This window comes from Rhodopirellula sp. UH5 (assembly GCF_056839225.1).
The window spans coordinates 6,082,014-6,097,755 of sequence record NZ_CM166390.1; the positions used below are offsets into that span (position 1 = coordinate 6,082,014).

Below are 15,742 nucleotides of genomic sequence, written 5' to 3' on the forward strand. Positions count from 1 at the left end.
GACCGGGTGGTCGGCTTCTTGCAAGGCTCAAACGACACCGAAGTTGGTCGTGCTGCTGTTGGGTTTTAGCACCTTTTTTCTGACGTTGGCCGGGACGAACGTCTCCGCCATGGATCCGTCGAAGCTGCCTGCCAAAACGCGTTTGGCTTTCGTGGGCAACGGGACAGCACAACGCATGAGCCTGTACGGGCACTTGGAAACCATGCTGCATTTGCGAACCAGCAAAAACCCGCTGGTGGTTCGCAACTTTGGCTGGCCGACCGACGAAGTTTCCACGCAACAACGGCCGGGAAACTACACGGTGATCGACGACCCGTTCCAGGTCTTCGCACCGCAAGCGTTCCTGTGCTTCTTTGGCATGAACGAATCGTTCGCTGGAGACGACGCCGAACACATCGCGAAATTTGAGGCCGATTACCACGCCTACCTGGATGGATTGTCGCAGCAATTTTCCAGTGATGGACGCCCGGTTCAGTTCGCTTTGGTCACGCCGATTGCGTTTGAACCCAGCGAAAACCCGTTGCAGCCGGATGGCTTGCTGCACAATCGTTACTTGGCCGCCTACACCGATGCCGTGAAGCGAGTCGGCAAGCAACGTGAGTTGACGGTCATCGATGTGTTCACGCCCACCGCTGAGTTGTTCCAGCAGCAACCCGGTTGCCAATACACCACCAACGGATTGCACCTGAACGAAGCGGGAGACGAAGCGGTTTCGTTGTTGATCGATGCCGGTTTGTTCGCTGGCGCGGGACCCGCCGTGGGGGCGGAACGCTTTGAAGCGATGCGGCAAGTCGTCAACGACAAGGCTTGGTTGCACCAACAAGATTATCGCATGCTGAACGGTTGGTATGTCTACGGTGGACGTCGCACGTGGGACACGGAAACCTTCCCCGGCGAGTTTCAAAAGATTCGTAAAATGGTCACCGTTCGCGATCAGTACCTGTGGGACATGGCCGCGGGCCGCGATGTGCCGGAAGAGGTCGATGATTCGAAGACCGGCGAAGTCTTCATCCCCGAAACCATGTTTGGTTCTCGCGATGATGGCTTTCGCGAAATGCGCGAGCCCAAGACGCTGGAATACCCCACGCCAGAGCAGTCCATTTCGCAGATGGAGATTCCTGACGGTTTTGAGGTGGAGTGTTTCGCCAGTGAAAAAGACTTCCCTGAACTGGCCAACCCGACGCAAATCGCTTTCGATCAACGCGGCCGATTGTGGGTGTCGTGCATGGTCAACTACCCACAGTGGTTGCCCGGCAGCAGCCGTCCCAGCGACCGGTTGCTGATCTTGGAAGACACCGATGGCGATGGAAAAGCCGATGTGTGCAAACCGTTCTACGACAAGCTGATTTGTCCGACCGGTTTTGAGTTCTACCAAGACGGTGTGTTGGTGATCGACGAGCCACACATCCTGTTTTTGCGAGACACCGATGGCGATGACGTGGCCGATGAAGTCACACATGTGCTGGACGGGATCGGCACCGATGACACGCACCACGCGATGGGAGCTTGGGAATATTCCAACGGCGGTCGACTGCACATGCAGGAGGGCATCGCGATGTCGACGACCGTGGAAACCCCTTGGGGCCCCGTTCGAGAAGCGGGGGCTTCGGGCAGCTACGTGTGGGATTTGGACAGTCTGCGTTTGACGCACTTCCGAACTCCCGGGCAGTACAACCCGTGGTGTCTGGTCTTTGATCAATATGGCAACGGCATCATTGGGGACGGGACCAACGCCCAGCACCACTGGACCAACGCCTTGTCAGGCGGCGAAGTCCCTTCGAGAAAAACGCTGGAGCCAATTTTTAACAACCATGGGATTCGCCCCGCCGCTGGAAATGAAATCCTGCATTCGCGTCAGTTCCCCGAGGAGTTTCGCAATCGTTTGGTCTATGCGTGCGTGATCAACATGCACGGGATGCCCGCGTTCGAACTTCGCGACCAAGAAGACGAGGCGGGTTTGACCGGCGAACGATCCGATGACTTGCTGGTCAGCACGGACATGTTCTTCCGTCCCGTTGATCCCAAGATTGGTCCCGATGGAGCGTTGTGGTTTGGCGATTGGTGCAACGCTCTGATCGGACACATGCAGTACTCCCAGCGTGACCCGAACCGCGACCATGAACACGGCCGCATCTATCGGCTGCGTCACAAGGAACGGCCGTTGTTGGATGTGGTGACGCAGGCGGATTTGCCGACCATCGAGGTCATGGATCAATTGCTGGCGTACGAAACTCGCACTCGATACCGCGCCCGTCGTGCTCTGCGTGGTCGTCCGGTGGAGGAAGTGGTTGCGGCAACCAAGCAATGGTTGCAAGACAACCCAACCCCCGAAGCCGCTCTCGAAATTCTCTGGGTTCAAGAGTCGTTCCACCACGTGGACTTGGATCTTGCAAAGCGAGTTCTTGCGGAAGGCAATTTCCAGCAGCGTGCCGCTGCGACTCATGTGGTTGGCAACGAATGGCGTTTCTTGTCCGGAAACGAACAAGCCAACTCCGGCGATCAGATTGAATTGTCGGTGGACTTGCCCTTCGTTCAGTTCTTGCTGGAAGCCGGCCGAGACAAGCATGCACGCGTCCGACTGGAATCGTTGCGAGCCGCCAGTTTGATGGATCATCCCGTTGGCGTTCGAGTGGCCCTGGCCGGTGTGGATCGGCCCGCTGACAAATGGATTCAGTATGTTTTGGAACACACCATGTCAGCGCTTTCGACGCACTGGGACGGGGAGTCGACGGAGATCCAAGAGCTGATCGCTTCCTTGCCACCCAAGGCGGCGGAGTACTTGAAGGAATACAAGATCGCGACCGGTCCCGGCGCGGAGGTGTATCGGCCTTTGAAGGTGTTGGCGGATGTGGATGCCAAGCCAGAAGACCAAACGGTTGCACTGCAAAAGGTGGTTGCTGCGTCTCGCGGGAACGCTCAAACCGGTGCCAAGGTGTTTGAACGTGTTTGTTCCGCGTGTCACTTGCACGGGAAAATTGGCAAGGAGTTTGGTCCGGAGTTGACCACGATCGGCGAACGGATGACGAAGGAACACATCATCCGATCGATCGTTTGGCCCAACGAGGAAATCGCCAAAGGTTACGAGACCGTCATGATTTTGACGTACGACGGGGAGGCCATTGGCGGGTTCATCTTGAAGGAAGACGACGAAACGATCTCGCTCGGAATCGCCGATGGCAAGATCAAAGTCATCGACAAAGAAGAGATCGAGATACGCAAACCGATGAAGGCCAGCAGCATGCCCGAAGGTTTGACCGAAACGGTTGCACCGGGTGAGTTCCTGGATCTGTTGGCGTTCTTGGGTGGCAACTGGATCGCGACCAATCCCAACACGGATTACCCGCTTCGCAAGGACGGCGATCTGATCGAGGTGACACGTGATTCAATGATCAGTGTGCCCGGCGATTGGCCTGCCGTATGGAACCGCGAAGCCCAGCATCTGTTCAGCGGGGAAGGCGTTCGCCAAGATCGCTTTGCGGTGCACTCGAAACAACCCGCAACGGATCCAGCCGTGATTCTGCGGTTGGCAAAGCCAGCGGAATTGGTTCGCGGCACCATCACGAACCGTCGCGACGAGGAGTTCCACGACCGAGCGGAAGGCTTGGCCATGTGGACGTCGAACGACGGCAAAGAATGGACCCGAGTTTGGAAGAGCGAGTCGCCGCAGGCCGAGTGGGAGGTGGAGCTTCCCGAAGGAACGGTGGCCAGCTACATCAAAATCGGGTTGGAAGGAACAGGGATCTTCCACATCGATCGAGCGGTCTTCTTTGGACGCCCGGTGAAGGGTGAGTAGCCCACCCGCCAACGTCGCAGCATCGCGGTGAGGAAACGAAATCAGGCCCGGTTGAAATCAGCAACTGGTTTTCAGACGGGCCTGGTTGCTATGAAGCAGTTCGGCAGGAGTCTTTCGGCATTTGAACTGTTTGGGCAAACGCCACTATTCCGACGTACAACCGGGGCTAGCGCCCAAACGGCTCACATGGTTGTGCCTGATCATTCCTGCCGACCTGGATCGGGGCGGGTCAGTCCTCTTTGGGGACGCCAATCTCTCGGATCCGCAAGCCAAACTTGTCGCCAATTTTGACTGTCTCGCCGATGGCGATGGGGTGCCCACCCGCACGCAGTTCCAGCGGTCGGTCGCAGTGCACGTCGAAGGTCAGCATCGAGCCGGGGACCAGCGATAGAATCTTGCGAAGCGATTCCTTCTTCTCCGCCAGCGTGACGTTGACGGTGGTGCGGATCTTCAGAACCTTCTCCTGATACATCGAGGATGTCGGAGGCTTTGGTTCGCTCGGCTTGTCTTTGGTTGCGTTCTCGCTCATTCTTTCTTGATCCTGACACCTCGTTTATCGACCGGAAGCCACCATGAAATCAACTGTATTGTTCCTCTCCGGCGATTTGATTTTTGCCTCCCGTGTCCGCGCGGCCTGTGAAACGGCCGGGATGACGTTTTCGCTGGCAGGACGATTGCCCGAAGAAGCCAACGAGGACGTGGGGTGGGTGATCGTCGACCTGTCGACTCGCAATGGAGTCGTCGCAGAATTGATGCCCACGGTTTCACGCGTGTGTCCCGAGGCTCGCGTGGTGGCCTATGGGCCGCACGTTCAAGTGGCTCGGTTGAAGGGGGCGCGAGAAGCGGGCGTGCCGACCGTGCTGACGCGGGGCCAATTCGACGCCGGGTTGTCGTCGATGTTCACCCCCTGAGAGCACAGCAGACGATCCTAGCTGGCTGGCGGAGTCGTCGCACGCGGGTACACTGCGGGCCCGCCTGCCGGATCTGAAGTCGCCCTGATCAAGGCCGATTCGCGGGCATGGACGAGTCTGTTTCTCTCACCTTGGTTGAATTTGATGACGCACGATGTTTACGCCGTTGGCAACGCTCTCGTTGACATTCAGACGATGGTTGCCGATGACCTGCTGTCGGAACTGCAACTCGACAAAGGCATCATGACGCTGGTCGACGACCAGAAACAAGCGAGCGTGCTGAGCCGATTTGATCTTCCATCGTTGTCTCGTTGTGCGGGTGGTTCGGCCGCCAACACCATCGCCGCCGTCGCGGACTTTGGTGGCAAGGCCGCCTTTGTCGGGAAGATCGGCGACGACGAAACCGGGCAGTTCTTTCTGAAAGACTTGCGAGCCCTCGGTGTCACCATCGACGTGGATCCTCAGCCCGAGGCACCGACCGGAACCTGTGCCGTGCTGATCACCGAAGACGCTCAGCGAACCATGCTGACGAACTTGGCCGCTTCCACCGCCCTGTCCGAAGCGGACATCGACGAAGACGTGATTGCAGCGAGCAAATACATTTACATCGAAGGCTACTTGTTCACCGGCGAACAAACCAAAGCGGCCGCTTACAAAGCGATCGAATTCGCGAAAAAGAACAATGTCAAAGTCGCGTTCACTGCGTCGGATCCATTCCTCGTCAACATGATGAAGGACGAGATGTGGGACCTGATCCGCGGTCCAGTCGATTTGTTTTTCTGCAACGAAGAAGAAGCCAAGAGCCTCACCGGATTGGCTGATCCGATTGCATGTGCGAACAAGATTCACGAGTCGGCCGAGAACGTCGCGATGACTTTGGGGCCCAACGGTTCGATCTTGATGCACGGTGGCGAAGCGATTCCTGTCGAAGGTGTGAAGGTCAAGGCGATCGACACGACCGGTGCGGGCGACATGTACGCTGGCGGCATTTTGTACGGCATCACCAATGGGTTGGATTGGCGTCAGTCCGGGCACTTGGCCTCGCACGCCGCCGCTCGTGTGGTCGCCCAAATGGGAGCTCGCTTGGCCACTCCATTCACAGCAGACGAAGTCAAGCAGTTGACAGATTTGAGCGTCTGAGCGGAATCATAATGGCCGTGGTGGACGAGGCAACGAGTCCCTGATAATCAGCGTAGAGACGAGGCAACGAGTCCCTAGCAATCAGCGTGGTGGACGAGGCAACGAATCCTTGAGTGGGACTCGTCGCCTCGTCCACCACCAAAATTCAGGACCGATTGGTCACCTGATGCTTCGCTGAGTCGGATGGGCGTTTGCTACTGAATTTTTTTCACGGCAGCGATCACGTCGGCGGGTTCGGCCCGTTTCTTGTAGTCGGCGTCCACGAATGCGTAGCTGATCTTGCCATTGGTATCGATCACGTAGGTCGCCGCCAGCGGCAGTTCCATCGCTTCGTTGTCGTTTCGTTCGGCGAGCTGAAACTTGTCGCGGTAGACGGGGAGAATCGACTCGGGCAAGTCGAACATGATGCCGTACTTCCGCGCGACTTCGCTTTTCTGGTCATACAAAACGAGCATTTCCAAGTCGTTGGACTCGGCCGTTTCTTTGGCTTTCTCGGGGATCTCGGGAGTCAGCACGATCAGCTTTGCACCGGCACCTTCGATGGCCGAGAGTTGTTCCTGCATGGCTCGCAATTGAAGGTTGCAGTACGGGCACCATCCGCCGCGGTACCACATCAAGATGACCGGGGTTTCGGACCACACGTCGCTGAGCGTGATTTGATTTTCGTCCCAGCCAGACAGGGTCGCGTCGATGGCGTCGTCGCCGACTTGCTTGGCGGATTCCTCGATGCCGGTCGCACGGACTTGGCCCACCGCATTTTGAAACGTCTTCAGGACTTGAGCTGGGTATCGCTTCGTCGAATTGACCTCCATTTCCTTCAGTTGGGAGGAAAGGTTGGTTCCCGCGGGTTCGTCTGCACGGGCTTGAGTGGACAGGACCATGGCCGGCAGAAATGCGGCACAAAAGAAGAGACGGAATCGCATGAGTTCACAACGTTGGATTCAGAAGGAAGAGAAGAACGGCAACAGCTTGGCAATGTCTGCTGCCGAGTGGGATCCGCCAAATCCAAGCTGGATGAGCGGCCCCCAAACGTCGCGAATCCTTGGCCGGATGGGCGAGCTACCGCTCCACCAACTCGATTTTGGCGAACGCCAGACGGAAGGTTTCTTCGGTTTCTTCGAATTGAATTTTGGCGGTTCGTTTGGGGCCTTTGCCTGTCAACGCGATGATCGTTCCCTCGCCATATTCATCGTGGCGAACCGTGCTGCCTTCGCGGTACGCACCCAGGGGTGTCGCCCCGGATTGCAGCAGATCGCTGGCCGTTTTCAGCTCGGCTTGGATTGAAACCTTGGGCTTCTTTTTCTTCGGCGGCGGAACGTCGTCGTGATACACGTCCGGGATCGCGGATTGGTCCGTCATCGGGATGATGCGAGGTCCGTCGGCGACTTCTGTTTGTCCGGCGGGGCCGGTGTCGGTGACCGCAGCGGGTTCTTGAACCAGGTCCCACGAGTCCGGGTATTCATCGTCGTAGGCGTCGTCAAAGAAGTTCCGGCTGCCTTTGACTTCGACCACCTGCATTTCATCGCGAGGCAATTCGCCCAAGAACATGCTGGGGATCGCCGGTTGGTTTTCGCCACGGAAACTTCGCAGTTTTGCATAGCTGATCTGCAGCCACTGCTCGGCTCGCGTGACACCCACAAACAACAGTCGACGTTCCTCTTCGAGTTGGGTCTCGTCTTCTTTGCTGCGGCGATGAGGCAGCAGGTTGTCCTCGACCGCGATGATGAACACGCGAGGAAATTCCAGGCCTTTGGCGGCATGCATGGTCATCAGGGTCACGCGGTTGTTGGAATCTTCAAACGCGTCGGTGTCCGAGACCAGTGCGACTTGTTCCAAGAACGCTTCCAGCGACCCGTCTTCCGGGTGCATCTGATCAAATTCAACGGCGGCGGAGATGAATTCGTCGACGTTGGCGATCGGGTTGTTGTCTTGTTGTTCCGGCGTGGTCCGTTCCAGGTACGCCACGAATTTGATCTCTTCGATCAGGAACCGGAGCATGTCCTCCAGCGTCGCGGTCGCTTTGACAGCCAGGCGGTCGTAAAGACGGACGAACGATGTCACCAGTGTCTTGGCACGCTTGGAAAGCGAGTCAATTTCGTCGACTCGCCGAGTCGCCTCCAGCATCGGGATGCGGTGATCGTCGGCAAAGCGTTGGATTCGTTCGAGCGTCTTGGCACCAATGCCTCGCGTCGGTGTGTTGATCACGCGATGCAGAGCCACGTCGTGGCGAGGGTTGTTGATCAGGTGCAGATAGGCCAGCAGATCCTTGATCTCTTTGCGTTGATAGAACTCCAGCCCGTTGACGATCTGATACGGGATGCCGCGATTTCGCAGGGCGTGTTCGATGGATCGCGTCAGTGCGTTCATGCGGCACATGATCGCGAAATCTCGCGGTTCGGCATTGCCCGCCATCATTTGGTTGTCGATCTCATCGGCGATCCCGTCCGCTTCTTTGTAACCGCTCTCGTACTGACGCAGCGTGACCGCTTCACCGGTCGGGTTGTCGGTGAACAGTTTCTTCTGTTTGCGACGGCGGTTGTGCCGAATCAGTTGATCGGCGACACGCAGAATCTCCGGCGTGCTGCGGTAGTTTTGTTCCAGCCGAACCGTTTTGACGCTTGGGTAATCCTTTTCAAAATCCAGGATGTTGTTGAGGTCGGCGCCACGCCATCCGTAGACCGATTGATCGGGGTCGCCCGTCACGGCCAGGTTGGGATGGTCGACCGAGAGTGCACGCACGATCGCGTACTGAGCCAAGTTCGTGTCTTGGTACTCGTCGACCATGATGTACTTGAGCTTTTCATCCAGGTTCGATCGGACCTCGGGGTTTTCCCGCAGCAAGCGAGCGAAGTGGAACAGCAAGTCATCGAAGTCGACCGCGTTGGCGGTCAGCAATTGTTGTTGATAAACCGGGTAGACCTTCGCTGCGACGGTGTCGCCGGCGCGGCCGGTTTGTTGGGCCATGATCTCGGGAGTGATCAGGCGGTTCTTGGCGTTGGAGATGGCCGAGGTGATTTGCTCGGGCGAGGTGTGGCTGGTTGACACACCGGCGGCCGCGATCGCCCGCTTCATCGCAGATTTGGAATCGGACGAATCGTAGATCGAGTAGTTCTCGGCCAACCCGACCATCGGTGCGTAACGCCGAAGCTGTTGCGCGCAGAACCGGTGGAACGTGCCCATCCAGACTGGTTGGTTGGGGGCGAGCAGATCGACTCGCGACCGCATTTCGTCCGCGGCTTTGTTGGTGAACGTGAGCGCCGCGATTTGCCACGGTCGGATTCCGCTTTGCAACATGTGCGCGATGCGGTGGGTGACGACGCGAGTTTTACCGCTGCCGGGACCGGCAATGATGAGCAGAGGTCCGTCGATGTGCTGGACCGCTTCGGCTTGCGCGACGGTCAAATCTTTTGTGATGGCATCCATGACGCAAGATTAGCGTTCCCAGGGAAACTGGGCAACGCAAACAGGGGACCGACCCGATGGTCGATCCCCTGTGCGAGATTCTCTCGATGATGGATCGTCGGCGGTTGCCCGCCAAACCGATCACCACATGTATTCAAGACCGGCTGCGAAACCGTTCAGAGTCAGCGACGTTTCCGATGTGCTCGGTGCCGAGACACCGGCCCCGTTCGTTGCGAAATCGTCGATGAAGCTGTTGTCCAGTGGAGCCGCGTACACATCGTCGATGGTCAACAAGTGGTACGAGCCACGCAGCGACAACGAGTGCGAGAATCGGTAGATCCCTGTGGCTTGGAAATCCAAGATGAAGGCACCGTCCTGGCCGCCAGTTGAAAACGTGTTCAAGCCACCCGGTGTCGTTCCGATCGACGCTGTTTGGCCGAAGTCGTTTTGAACCCAAGCACCTTTGACTTCCGCACCGAGCTGGATTCCAGGGCGAGCGTTCCACCAGAGGTCGACACCGGCCTGAGGACCAAAGTAGCGGTTCTCGAGGTCGAAGCTTTGCTGGAAGTCAGCAATGGTGCTGGACGTTTGCGAGCCATTGAAAGCATATTGGTTGTCGAACACCACGTGCCGGAGGCCGAGCAGCCAAGAGCCTTGGAATCGTCCGTACGGGCCGACTGTGCGACGACGATAGTTGATTTCGTAGCTGTCGAATTCTGCTTGGTAGCTGATCGATTGGAAGTTCGACAGGTTGGCGTATCCACCGACAGGCGTGGTGCCAAAACCTGAATAAATCGAAGTCAGGTTTCCGCCGGGGTCAGAGGCCGAGGCGGCACCACCCCATTCTTGACCGCCCATGAAGGTGAACTCGACGTTCGAGCCAGCACCAAAAATCAGAGCGAACGAGATGCGAGCACCGGCTTCCAGGTCATCGTCACCCAGATCGCTTTGCGTCAGAACCGGGTTGTCGGCAACGTTGGGCGTGCCGGTGGTGCCTGCATTGGTCAGCACTTGGCCATCAGCGAAGCCATCGAGTTCCTGTGTCAGGAACAATCCTTCCACCGAAACGTCGTACCAGCGTTGAGCTGATTTGCCAGCTTCCGAGTAAGGTCGCATGGCTTCTGCCAGACCAGCCAAACCGCCGCCGATGTGTGCTGCCAAGATGCCGAAGTCAGTGCTGCCGGGGCCGCACTCGTTGAGGCTGCCGAGCAGGCCGCCTTGGCCAAGCGATCCGTTGGTCAGGCAAGAGCCCAATCCGCCGCAGGCACCGCATCCGCCACCGCCGCAGGATCCGCAGCAATCGCCCATCACGGCGGGCAACAGACCTTGGAAGTTGCTGCCACATTGACCACTGGTGCAACCCGAATCGCCGCAACCGCAGGCCATCGTGTCACAGCCGGCTGCGTACCCGCCGCCGAGGAAGCCACCGCCTTGGTAACCGACGGGCATCACACCAGCAGGTGCGTAGCCAGCCTGTGGGTAACCCGCGGGAGCGTAACCAGCCGAACCAAATCCGCCTGGCATCATCAGCGGAGCCGATGGCAAGGTGGTGGCAATTGATTGAGCACCCGGCATGGAGCCCGGTGGCATCGACATGGCTGGCATGCCGTCGACCATCCCTGCTGGCTGAACGCCGGGCGGTAGCATGAAGCCACTCGCCTCGTAGTCCATTGCATCACCCGCAGTGGGTGGAGCTGCAGCGACTGGCGTGGCAACTGCGGCGGCGATCAAGCCTCCACAGACTAAGTCACGAAGCTTGCGAAGTTTCACCGTCACGCTTTCGTTGAATGATTTCGTCATCCCATTGTCCTCAAGGGTCACACGCAGTCCGGTTCTTTGGTTGGGTCCGGGTTTGATTTGGGGATCGGGGGTCTGGGCCATCATGGGTTGCTCGTTTCGTTGCCTGACAATTCTTCGCATTGCAATCGTCTCCGCGGTCACAAAGACCCCAAAATCCCCCCGGGGGCCCCGCTCACGCGAGGACACCCAGCCATAAATGTCCTGTGGCTGTTGGGTCGCTGAGATGCTCCAAAGGATTTCGCACTCGGCGACCCCGCCGTTGTGGACCGTTCCGCCGTGAACCGAGCCTGAACGCGTTTCCGGGGAAGCTTGCCGCCAAATTGGGGGCAACACCGCGAAAAGGGAGTTCAACCTCGAACGAACAAACCGTTCCAGGCGGAGTTATCGGCACAACTTCCAGCAAACATTCGGTAATTCCGGAACAATCGGACCAACCCGAGTGACCCGCGCAACGATTTCAAACGGTCTGGAACACGAATTGCCCCTAGGGAGACATGGATTCGCTCCCTGCCAACGAGGCAGGATGTGAATTCAACGCGAAGATGACTTTGACATTTTCTGCGAAACCGCGATAATACGCATGTCGTCGAGGTTTCCATTGATTGCCTGTAAGGGCTGTTGAAGACACTTTGCGGATCCTTCCTGTCAACGCTCGTCTCTGTGAATGTGCGTTCGTTTTGGCGGTTCATCCCCTGACGAGACGCATTTGCAAGTAGACTGAGTGCTACTCATAACTCCTTTGTGATCGATCCCCTATGAACTTTTCAACTTCCGCAGCGGTCGCTGATTCGAAAGTGGATTCGGGAAGCGTCTTCACCAGCGAACCCGTGGCTGAACAAACCGACGAGCAATTGGTCGCGAAATATCGCACCAGCGGCCGTCGCGATATCTACGAAACCTTGATGCGGCGTTATGAACGCGAAATTTACGCGTATTTGCGTCGTTACATCGGCAACGCCGAAATGGCGGAAGACGCTTTTCAAGGCACCTTTCTGCAGGTTCACTTGAAGTGCAACCAGTTCGACCTGACCCGTCGTTTCCGACCTTGGCTGTACGCCATCGCGACCAACCAAGCGATTGATGTCCAGCGTCGCAACAAGCGTCACCGAATGGTCAGCTTGGATCGTCCTGCCAGCGGTCAAGACGACGACCGTGGCGGCAGTTGGTCTGAAAAGCTGGAAGGTGCCATCACCGATCCATTGGCCGCAGCGTCCAAAGAAGAAAATGGTCGCTGGGTGCATGACGCAGTCGAATCACTCGGCGAACCCATGCAGCAAGTCGTTGAATTGGTGTACTACCAGGGCCTGAAGTACCGCGAAGCAGCGGAAATTCTGGGGATCCCAGTTGGCACCGTGAAAAGTCGTTTGCACGCCGCCGTCAATCGTTTGAGCGGCTTGTGGGACGATAGTCACGACGGCGAGCAGGATGCCAACGAACCATCAGGGATCTGACCGCCAGGAATCGGATTTGGCAGCCTGTTGGCTGGCAGGAAGGACAAGAGCGGCGCTTCGGTGCCGCTTTTTTTTTGTTCCGATCGTTTTCTGGCCCTCGTTTTCTGGCCCGTTCGTTCGTGCCTGAGCGAACCAGGGGAGCGACCCGTTCGTCTGACGGAGTGCAGCGGACATCACCGCGAATCGCGGCTTGGAAGCCGCTGCAGGCCTGACCGACAGGCTCCACGGCCGCTCTTCGAACACTCGCCCTTGTTCGGGCGTAACACTCTTTGTCGGGACCTTTTTTGTGCTCGTTTTCCGCTTACGCAACGTCCTTTGTGATGCAAGAAGATCTTCTCGGATATCTGCTTGGTGCGCTGGAGCTGGACGAAATGCAGCGGGTCGAAAAGCTGCTGCGGGAAAGCCCCGAGGCCAGAGAAATGCTGGCCGAGTTGGAACGCAAACTGGGGCCGCTTCACGACGATTGTGAGATCGTTGAGCCACCGCCCACGGACTTGGTTGCGCGAACGCTCGATGCTTTGCCGCCCCTCCCGCCGATGCCCGGCATGGAATCGGGCCCTGCTGACGTGTCCGCAGGTTCTGAAGTGTCCGCCCCGCAGATACCAAAATTGTCGCCGGTTTTAGAGGGCTCGGACGCGATCGCGTGGACGTGGCGTGATTGGGTGGGTTCGTTCACGGCAGCCTGCATCTTGTTGGCGATCGCGCTGCCATCGATGGTGGAGGGTCGCTTCATGGCTCGCAAGCAAGCGTGCCAGGATAATTTGCGGCACCTGGGCATGGCGATGACCCAGTACGTCACCCGCAACGCCGAAGCACGTTTGCCATCGGTTGATTCCGATGGTTACCAGGCCTTCGCTGGGGTCTACGCCCCGCGACTTCACGCGGCTGGATTGATGATGGATCCGCGGTCGACTCATTGCCCCTCCATTCGATCCTCTGACTTCTGGATCGCGGGTGGGTTGCGATCTACCGAGGAGGAGTTTGTTTCGCAGGAAGTGGGGGAAGAGCCCACTCTGGTAACGCTTCGGATGCTGGACGAAGCGGCTCGTGACCTGAGCCGTTTCGCGGAGTCAGGTGCGACGACGTTCGAAGAACAAGTCGCGTGGCAACGTGCGATCGCTCGTTTGCAATGGTTGCAGCAGACCGCCGGTGGCCACTATGCCTACACGCTGGGGGTTCGTGACGGTGAGGAGTTTGCTTCGCCGCGATTCCAAGGACGGTCCTCGTTCGCCGTGATGAGCGATGCCGCGGTGATGAAGGTTGTCGATCGTGTGGTGGATGACGAAGGCTGGCCCCGGTTGGCTGCCACATCACAGGATGGGGTGATCAGCCATGGCGGGCGTGGCATCAATGTCTTGTACGAAGACGGCCGGGTTCGCTTTGTCCCGCGAGAATCACTGAGCCAGTTGGTCGACCATCCGCTCGTCAATCATGACGGTCGTCCGGAAGCGGGCGTGAACATCGACGATGCCTCTCTCGCCCCCAGTTGGCAGGCGCCCTTCTTTCATACCCGACAACGCTGAACGGTTGACCGTGGCTAAGTCGACTCGTTGGCCAATTCTGCTTGCCGGAGCGCTTCCACCAATTCGGAGATCTGTTCCAGGTTCAGCTCTTCTGCACGGGCGGTTTCGCCATGCTTCAGGCGACCAAGGATCTCGTCGATGGCAGGTTTTTCGAGGCGTCCTTTCATAGCGCTGATCACAACGCTTCGCAAAAATTTGCGACGGTGAAAAAACAACGCTCGAACGGTTTGGTGAAAGTACTTCAGATCCGGAATGGCGTTGCGGCGCTCGTGATCCACGTCGAGTCGCACGATTGCTGAGTCCACTTTGGGACGCGGCCAAAAAACGGTGGGTGGAAGGATGCGAACGATCTCAGCGCGGCATGTGGCTTGAATCCAAATGCTGAGCGCGCCGTAGTCCTTGGACCCTGGGCCAGCGACCATCCGTTCGCCCAGCTCCTTTTGGATCGTGACGACGATCCGATCTGGTGGTGGATCTTGGTGCAGCAGATTGCTGACGATCGGCGTCGCGACGTTGTAAGGCAAGTTCGCAACCAACATGAACTTGCTGTCTTCGGGCAAACGTGACTTGGCTTCGCGAATCGATTCCATGATGTCATCACGGAACGTGCTTTTGTTCTTGAGCGCGTCGCCTTGGATCATCTTCACGTGCGGGAACGGCGCCAGTTCTTCGGACGCCAGTTGGAAAAGGTTCTGGTCGATTTCGACGGTCAAGATCGCGCCGGCCTGAGTCGCCATGATCGATGTCAGCGACCCGACTCCCGTGCCAATTTCCAGCACAATGTCGTGAGGGCCGATCTTGGCCGACCGAGCGATCAGCTCGACCAAGTTCAAGTCGATCAGAAAGTTCTGGCCGTACTTCGACACCGGGCGCAAACCGGCGGCGGTCAGACGCTTGGACAGATACGTCGCGGTTTGGCGTGAACCGCGAGACGCGTTGCCCGAGCGAGCCGGAGGTTGGGGCGGTGCGCTGGGAGGATTGGGATCGAATTCGTCGCTCATGATTGTGGACTCCATGGTGTGTTGGGGGGGGACGCGACGGTGTCGGCGCTGGGTTGGTCGTTGGCATTTCCGAACTGCAATGTTCGTTGCACGTACTTGGCCAACAAATCGGTTTCCAGATTGATTCGGTCCCCGACTTGGCGACCTCCCAAGGTGGTCACATCCAACGTGTGAGGGATCAGGGCGACCGTGAAGTGGTCGTCTCCCACATCGACGACTGTCAAACTGATCCCGTCGATCGCGATGCTGCCTTTCGAAACGATCTGTTGCGCGTAGGGAGATGGGACGGAGAACTTCAGATTGGCCCACGGTGGGTCGTCGACTCGTTCGATCAATTGGCCGACGCAGTCGATGTGGCCGGTGACGTAGTGGCCGCCCATGCGATCACCCACGGCCAGCGACCGTTCCAGGTTGACCGTGGACCCGGCCGTTAGCTCGCCCAGGTTGGTTCGATGAAGGGTTTCTTCACCGGCTTCGAAAGCCAAGTCGTTGCCGTCGATCTCGATGACGGTCAGGCAGCAGCCGTTGATCGCGATGCTGTCGCCCAGCTTCACATCCTGAGCCGGATCTTCGTCCCGGAAGGAGGGGGCGGCGATCACCAGGCGTCTGCCGGGTGGTTGTTCCACGACGGCAGAAAGTTGACCCACGGATTCGACAAGACCGGTGAACATGAGAGCGAAATGACGTGCAGGAGGCAGATGGCGGAAAAAACGACTCGAAA

11 protein-coding genes are annotated in these 15,742 nt (G+C 58.0%); 5 read left to right on the top strand and 6 right to left on the bottom strand.

All coding sequences use genetic code 11. From position 1 onward, the window contains the following. Positions 1-109: 109 nt before the first annotated feature. Positions 110-3,793, top strand: a complete 3,684-nt coding sequence (locus UH5x_RS21675) for a PVC-type heme-binding CxxCH protein (RefSeq protein WP_482633647.1) — start codon at positions 110-112, stop codon at positions 3,791-3,793. A 229-nt stretch (positions 3,794-4,022) separates the two neighbouring features. On the opposite strand, the gene UH5x_RS21680 is transcribed toward UH5x_RS21675, so the two are convergent. Further along, a complete protein-coding gene (locus UH5x_RS21680) occupies positions 4,023-4,322 on the bottom strand; it encodes a FliM/FliN family flagellar motor switch protein (RefSeq protein ID WP_047813737.1) in 300 nt (99 codons plus the stop codon). A gap of 43 nt (positions 4,323-4,365) precedes the next feature. On the opposite strand from UH5x_RS21680, the gene UH5x_RS21685 reads away from it, so the two are divergent. Both UH5x_RS21685 and UH5x_RS21690 read left to right on the top strand, forming a co-directional pair. Next, complete coding sequence (locus UH5x_RS21685; RefSeq protein WP_274405565.1) at positions 4,366-4,704, top strand: histidine kinase; 339 nt, start codon at positions 4,366-4,368, stop codon at positions 4,702-4,704. 144 nt (positions 4,705-4,848) lie between these two features. Then, positions 4,849-5,844 (top strand): adenosine kinase, encoded by a 996-nt coding sequence (locus UH5x_RS21690; protein ID WP_482633648.1) that lies wholly within the window; start codon positions 4,849-4,851, stop codon positions 5,842-5,844. A 194-nt stretch (positions 5,845-6,038) separates the two neighbouring features. Here UH5x_RS21690 and UH5x_RS21695 read toward each other — a convergent pair whose 3' ends face one another. From UH5x_RS21695 to UH5x_RS21705, 3 genes are all read right to left on the bottom strand, one after another. Beyond that, positions 6,039-6,719: a peroxiredoxin-like family protein gene (locus UH5x_RS21695; RefSeq protein WP_482636050.1), complete on the bottom strand. Its 681-nt coding sequence runs from the start codon at positions 6,717-6,719 to the stop codon at positions 6,039-6,041. A gap of 184 nt (positions 6,720-6,903) precedes the next feature. Continuing rightward, positions 6,904-9,267: an ATP-dependent helicase gene (locus UH5x_RS21700; protein WP_482633649.1), complete on the bottom strand. Its 2,364-nt coding sequence runs from the start codon at positions 9,265-9,267 to the stop codon at positions 6,904-6,906. 120 nt (positions 9,268-9,387) lie between these two features. Beyond that, complete coding sequence (locus tag UH5x_RS21705) at positions 9,388-11,130, bottom strand: hypothetical protein (protein ID WP_482633650.1); 1,743 nt, start codon at positions 11,128-11,130, stop codon at positions 9,388-9,390. 671 nt (positions 11,131-11,801) lie between these two features. On the opposite strand from UH5x_RS21705, the gene UH5x_RS21710 reads away from it, so the two are divergent. Next, complete coding sequence (locus UH5x_RS21710; protein ID WP_047813741.1) at positions 11,802-12,497, top strand: RNA polymerase sigma factor; 696 nt, start codon at positions 11,802-11,804, stop codon at positions 12,495-12,497. A gap of 320 nt (positions 12,498-12,817) precedes the next feature. Further along, positions 12,818-14,020 (top strand): hypothetical protein, encoded by a 1,203-nt coding sequence (locus UH5x_RS21715; RefSeq protein WP_482633651.1) that lies wholly within the window; start codon positions 12,818-12,820, stop codon positions 14,018-14,020. A gap of 14 nt (positions 14,021-14,034) precedes the next feature. Here UH5x_RS21715 and rsmA read toward each other — a convergent pair whose 3' ends face one another. Beyond that, positions 14,035-15,021: a 16S rRNA (adenine(1518)-N(6)/adenine(1519)-N(6))-dimethyltransferase RsmA gene (gene rsmA / locus UH5x_RS21720; RefSeq protein WP_047813744.1), complete on the bottom strand. Its 987-nt coding sequence runs from the start codon at positions 15,019-15,021 to the stop codon at positions 14,035-14,037. After that, positions 15,018-15,692 carry a riboflavin synthase gene (locus UH5x_RS21725; RefSeq protein ID WP_482633652.1) on the bottom strand — a complete coding sequence of 225 codons (675 nt, stop codon included), beginning with the start codon at positions 15,690-15,692 and terminating at the stop codon, positions 15,018-15,020. Before UH5x_RS21725 ends, rsmA begins: the two co-directional genes overlap by 4 nt. Positions 15,693-15,742 lie beyond the last annotated feature (50 nt).

Excerpts from the sequence above, each read along its gene's own strand:
- UH5x_RS21675 (WP_482633647.1), top strand. The coding sequence starts at position 110 with ATGGATCCGTCGAAGCTGCCTGCCAAAACGCGTTTGGCTTTCGTGGGC.
- UH5x_RS21680 (WP_047813737.1), bottom strand. The coding sequence starts at position 4,322 with ATGAGCGAGAACGCAACCAAAGACAAGCCGAGCGAACCAAAGCCTCCG.
- UH5x_RS21685 (WP_274405565.1), top strand. The coding sequence starts at position 4,366 with ATGAAATCAACTGTATTGTTCCTCTCCGGCGATTTGATTTTTGCCTCC.
- UH5x_RS21690 (WP_482633648.1), top strand. The coding sequence starts at position 4,849 with ATGACGCACGATGTTTACGCCGTTGGCAACGCTCTCGTTGACATTCAG.
- UH5x_RS21700 (WP_482633649.1), bottom strand. The coding sequence starts at position 9,267 with ATGGATGCCATCACAAAAGATTTGACCGTCGCGCAAGCCGAAGCGGTC.
- UH5x_RS21705 (WP_482633650.1), bottom strand. The coding sequence starts at position 11,130 with ATGATGGCCCAGACCCCCGATCCCCAAATCAAACCCGGACCCAACCAA.
- UH5x_RS21710 (WP_047813741.1), top strand. The coding sequence starts at position 11,802 with ATGAACTTTTCAACTTCCGCAGCGGTCGCTGATTCGAAAGTGGATTCG.
- UH5x_RS21715 (WP_482633651.1), top strand. The coding sequence starts at position 12,818 with ATGCAAGAAGATCTTCTCGGATATCTGCTTGGTGCGCTGGAGCTGGAC.
- rsmA (WP_047813744.1), bottom strand. The coding sequence starts at position 15,021 with ATGAGCGACGAATTCGATCCCAATCCTCCCAGCGCACCGCCCCAACCT.
- UH5x_RS21725 (WP_482633652.1), bottom strand. The coding sequence starts at position 15,692 with ATGTTCACCGGTCTTGTCGAATCCGTGGGTCAACTTTCTGCCGTCGTG.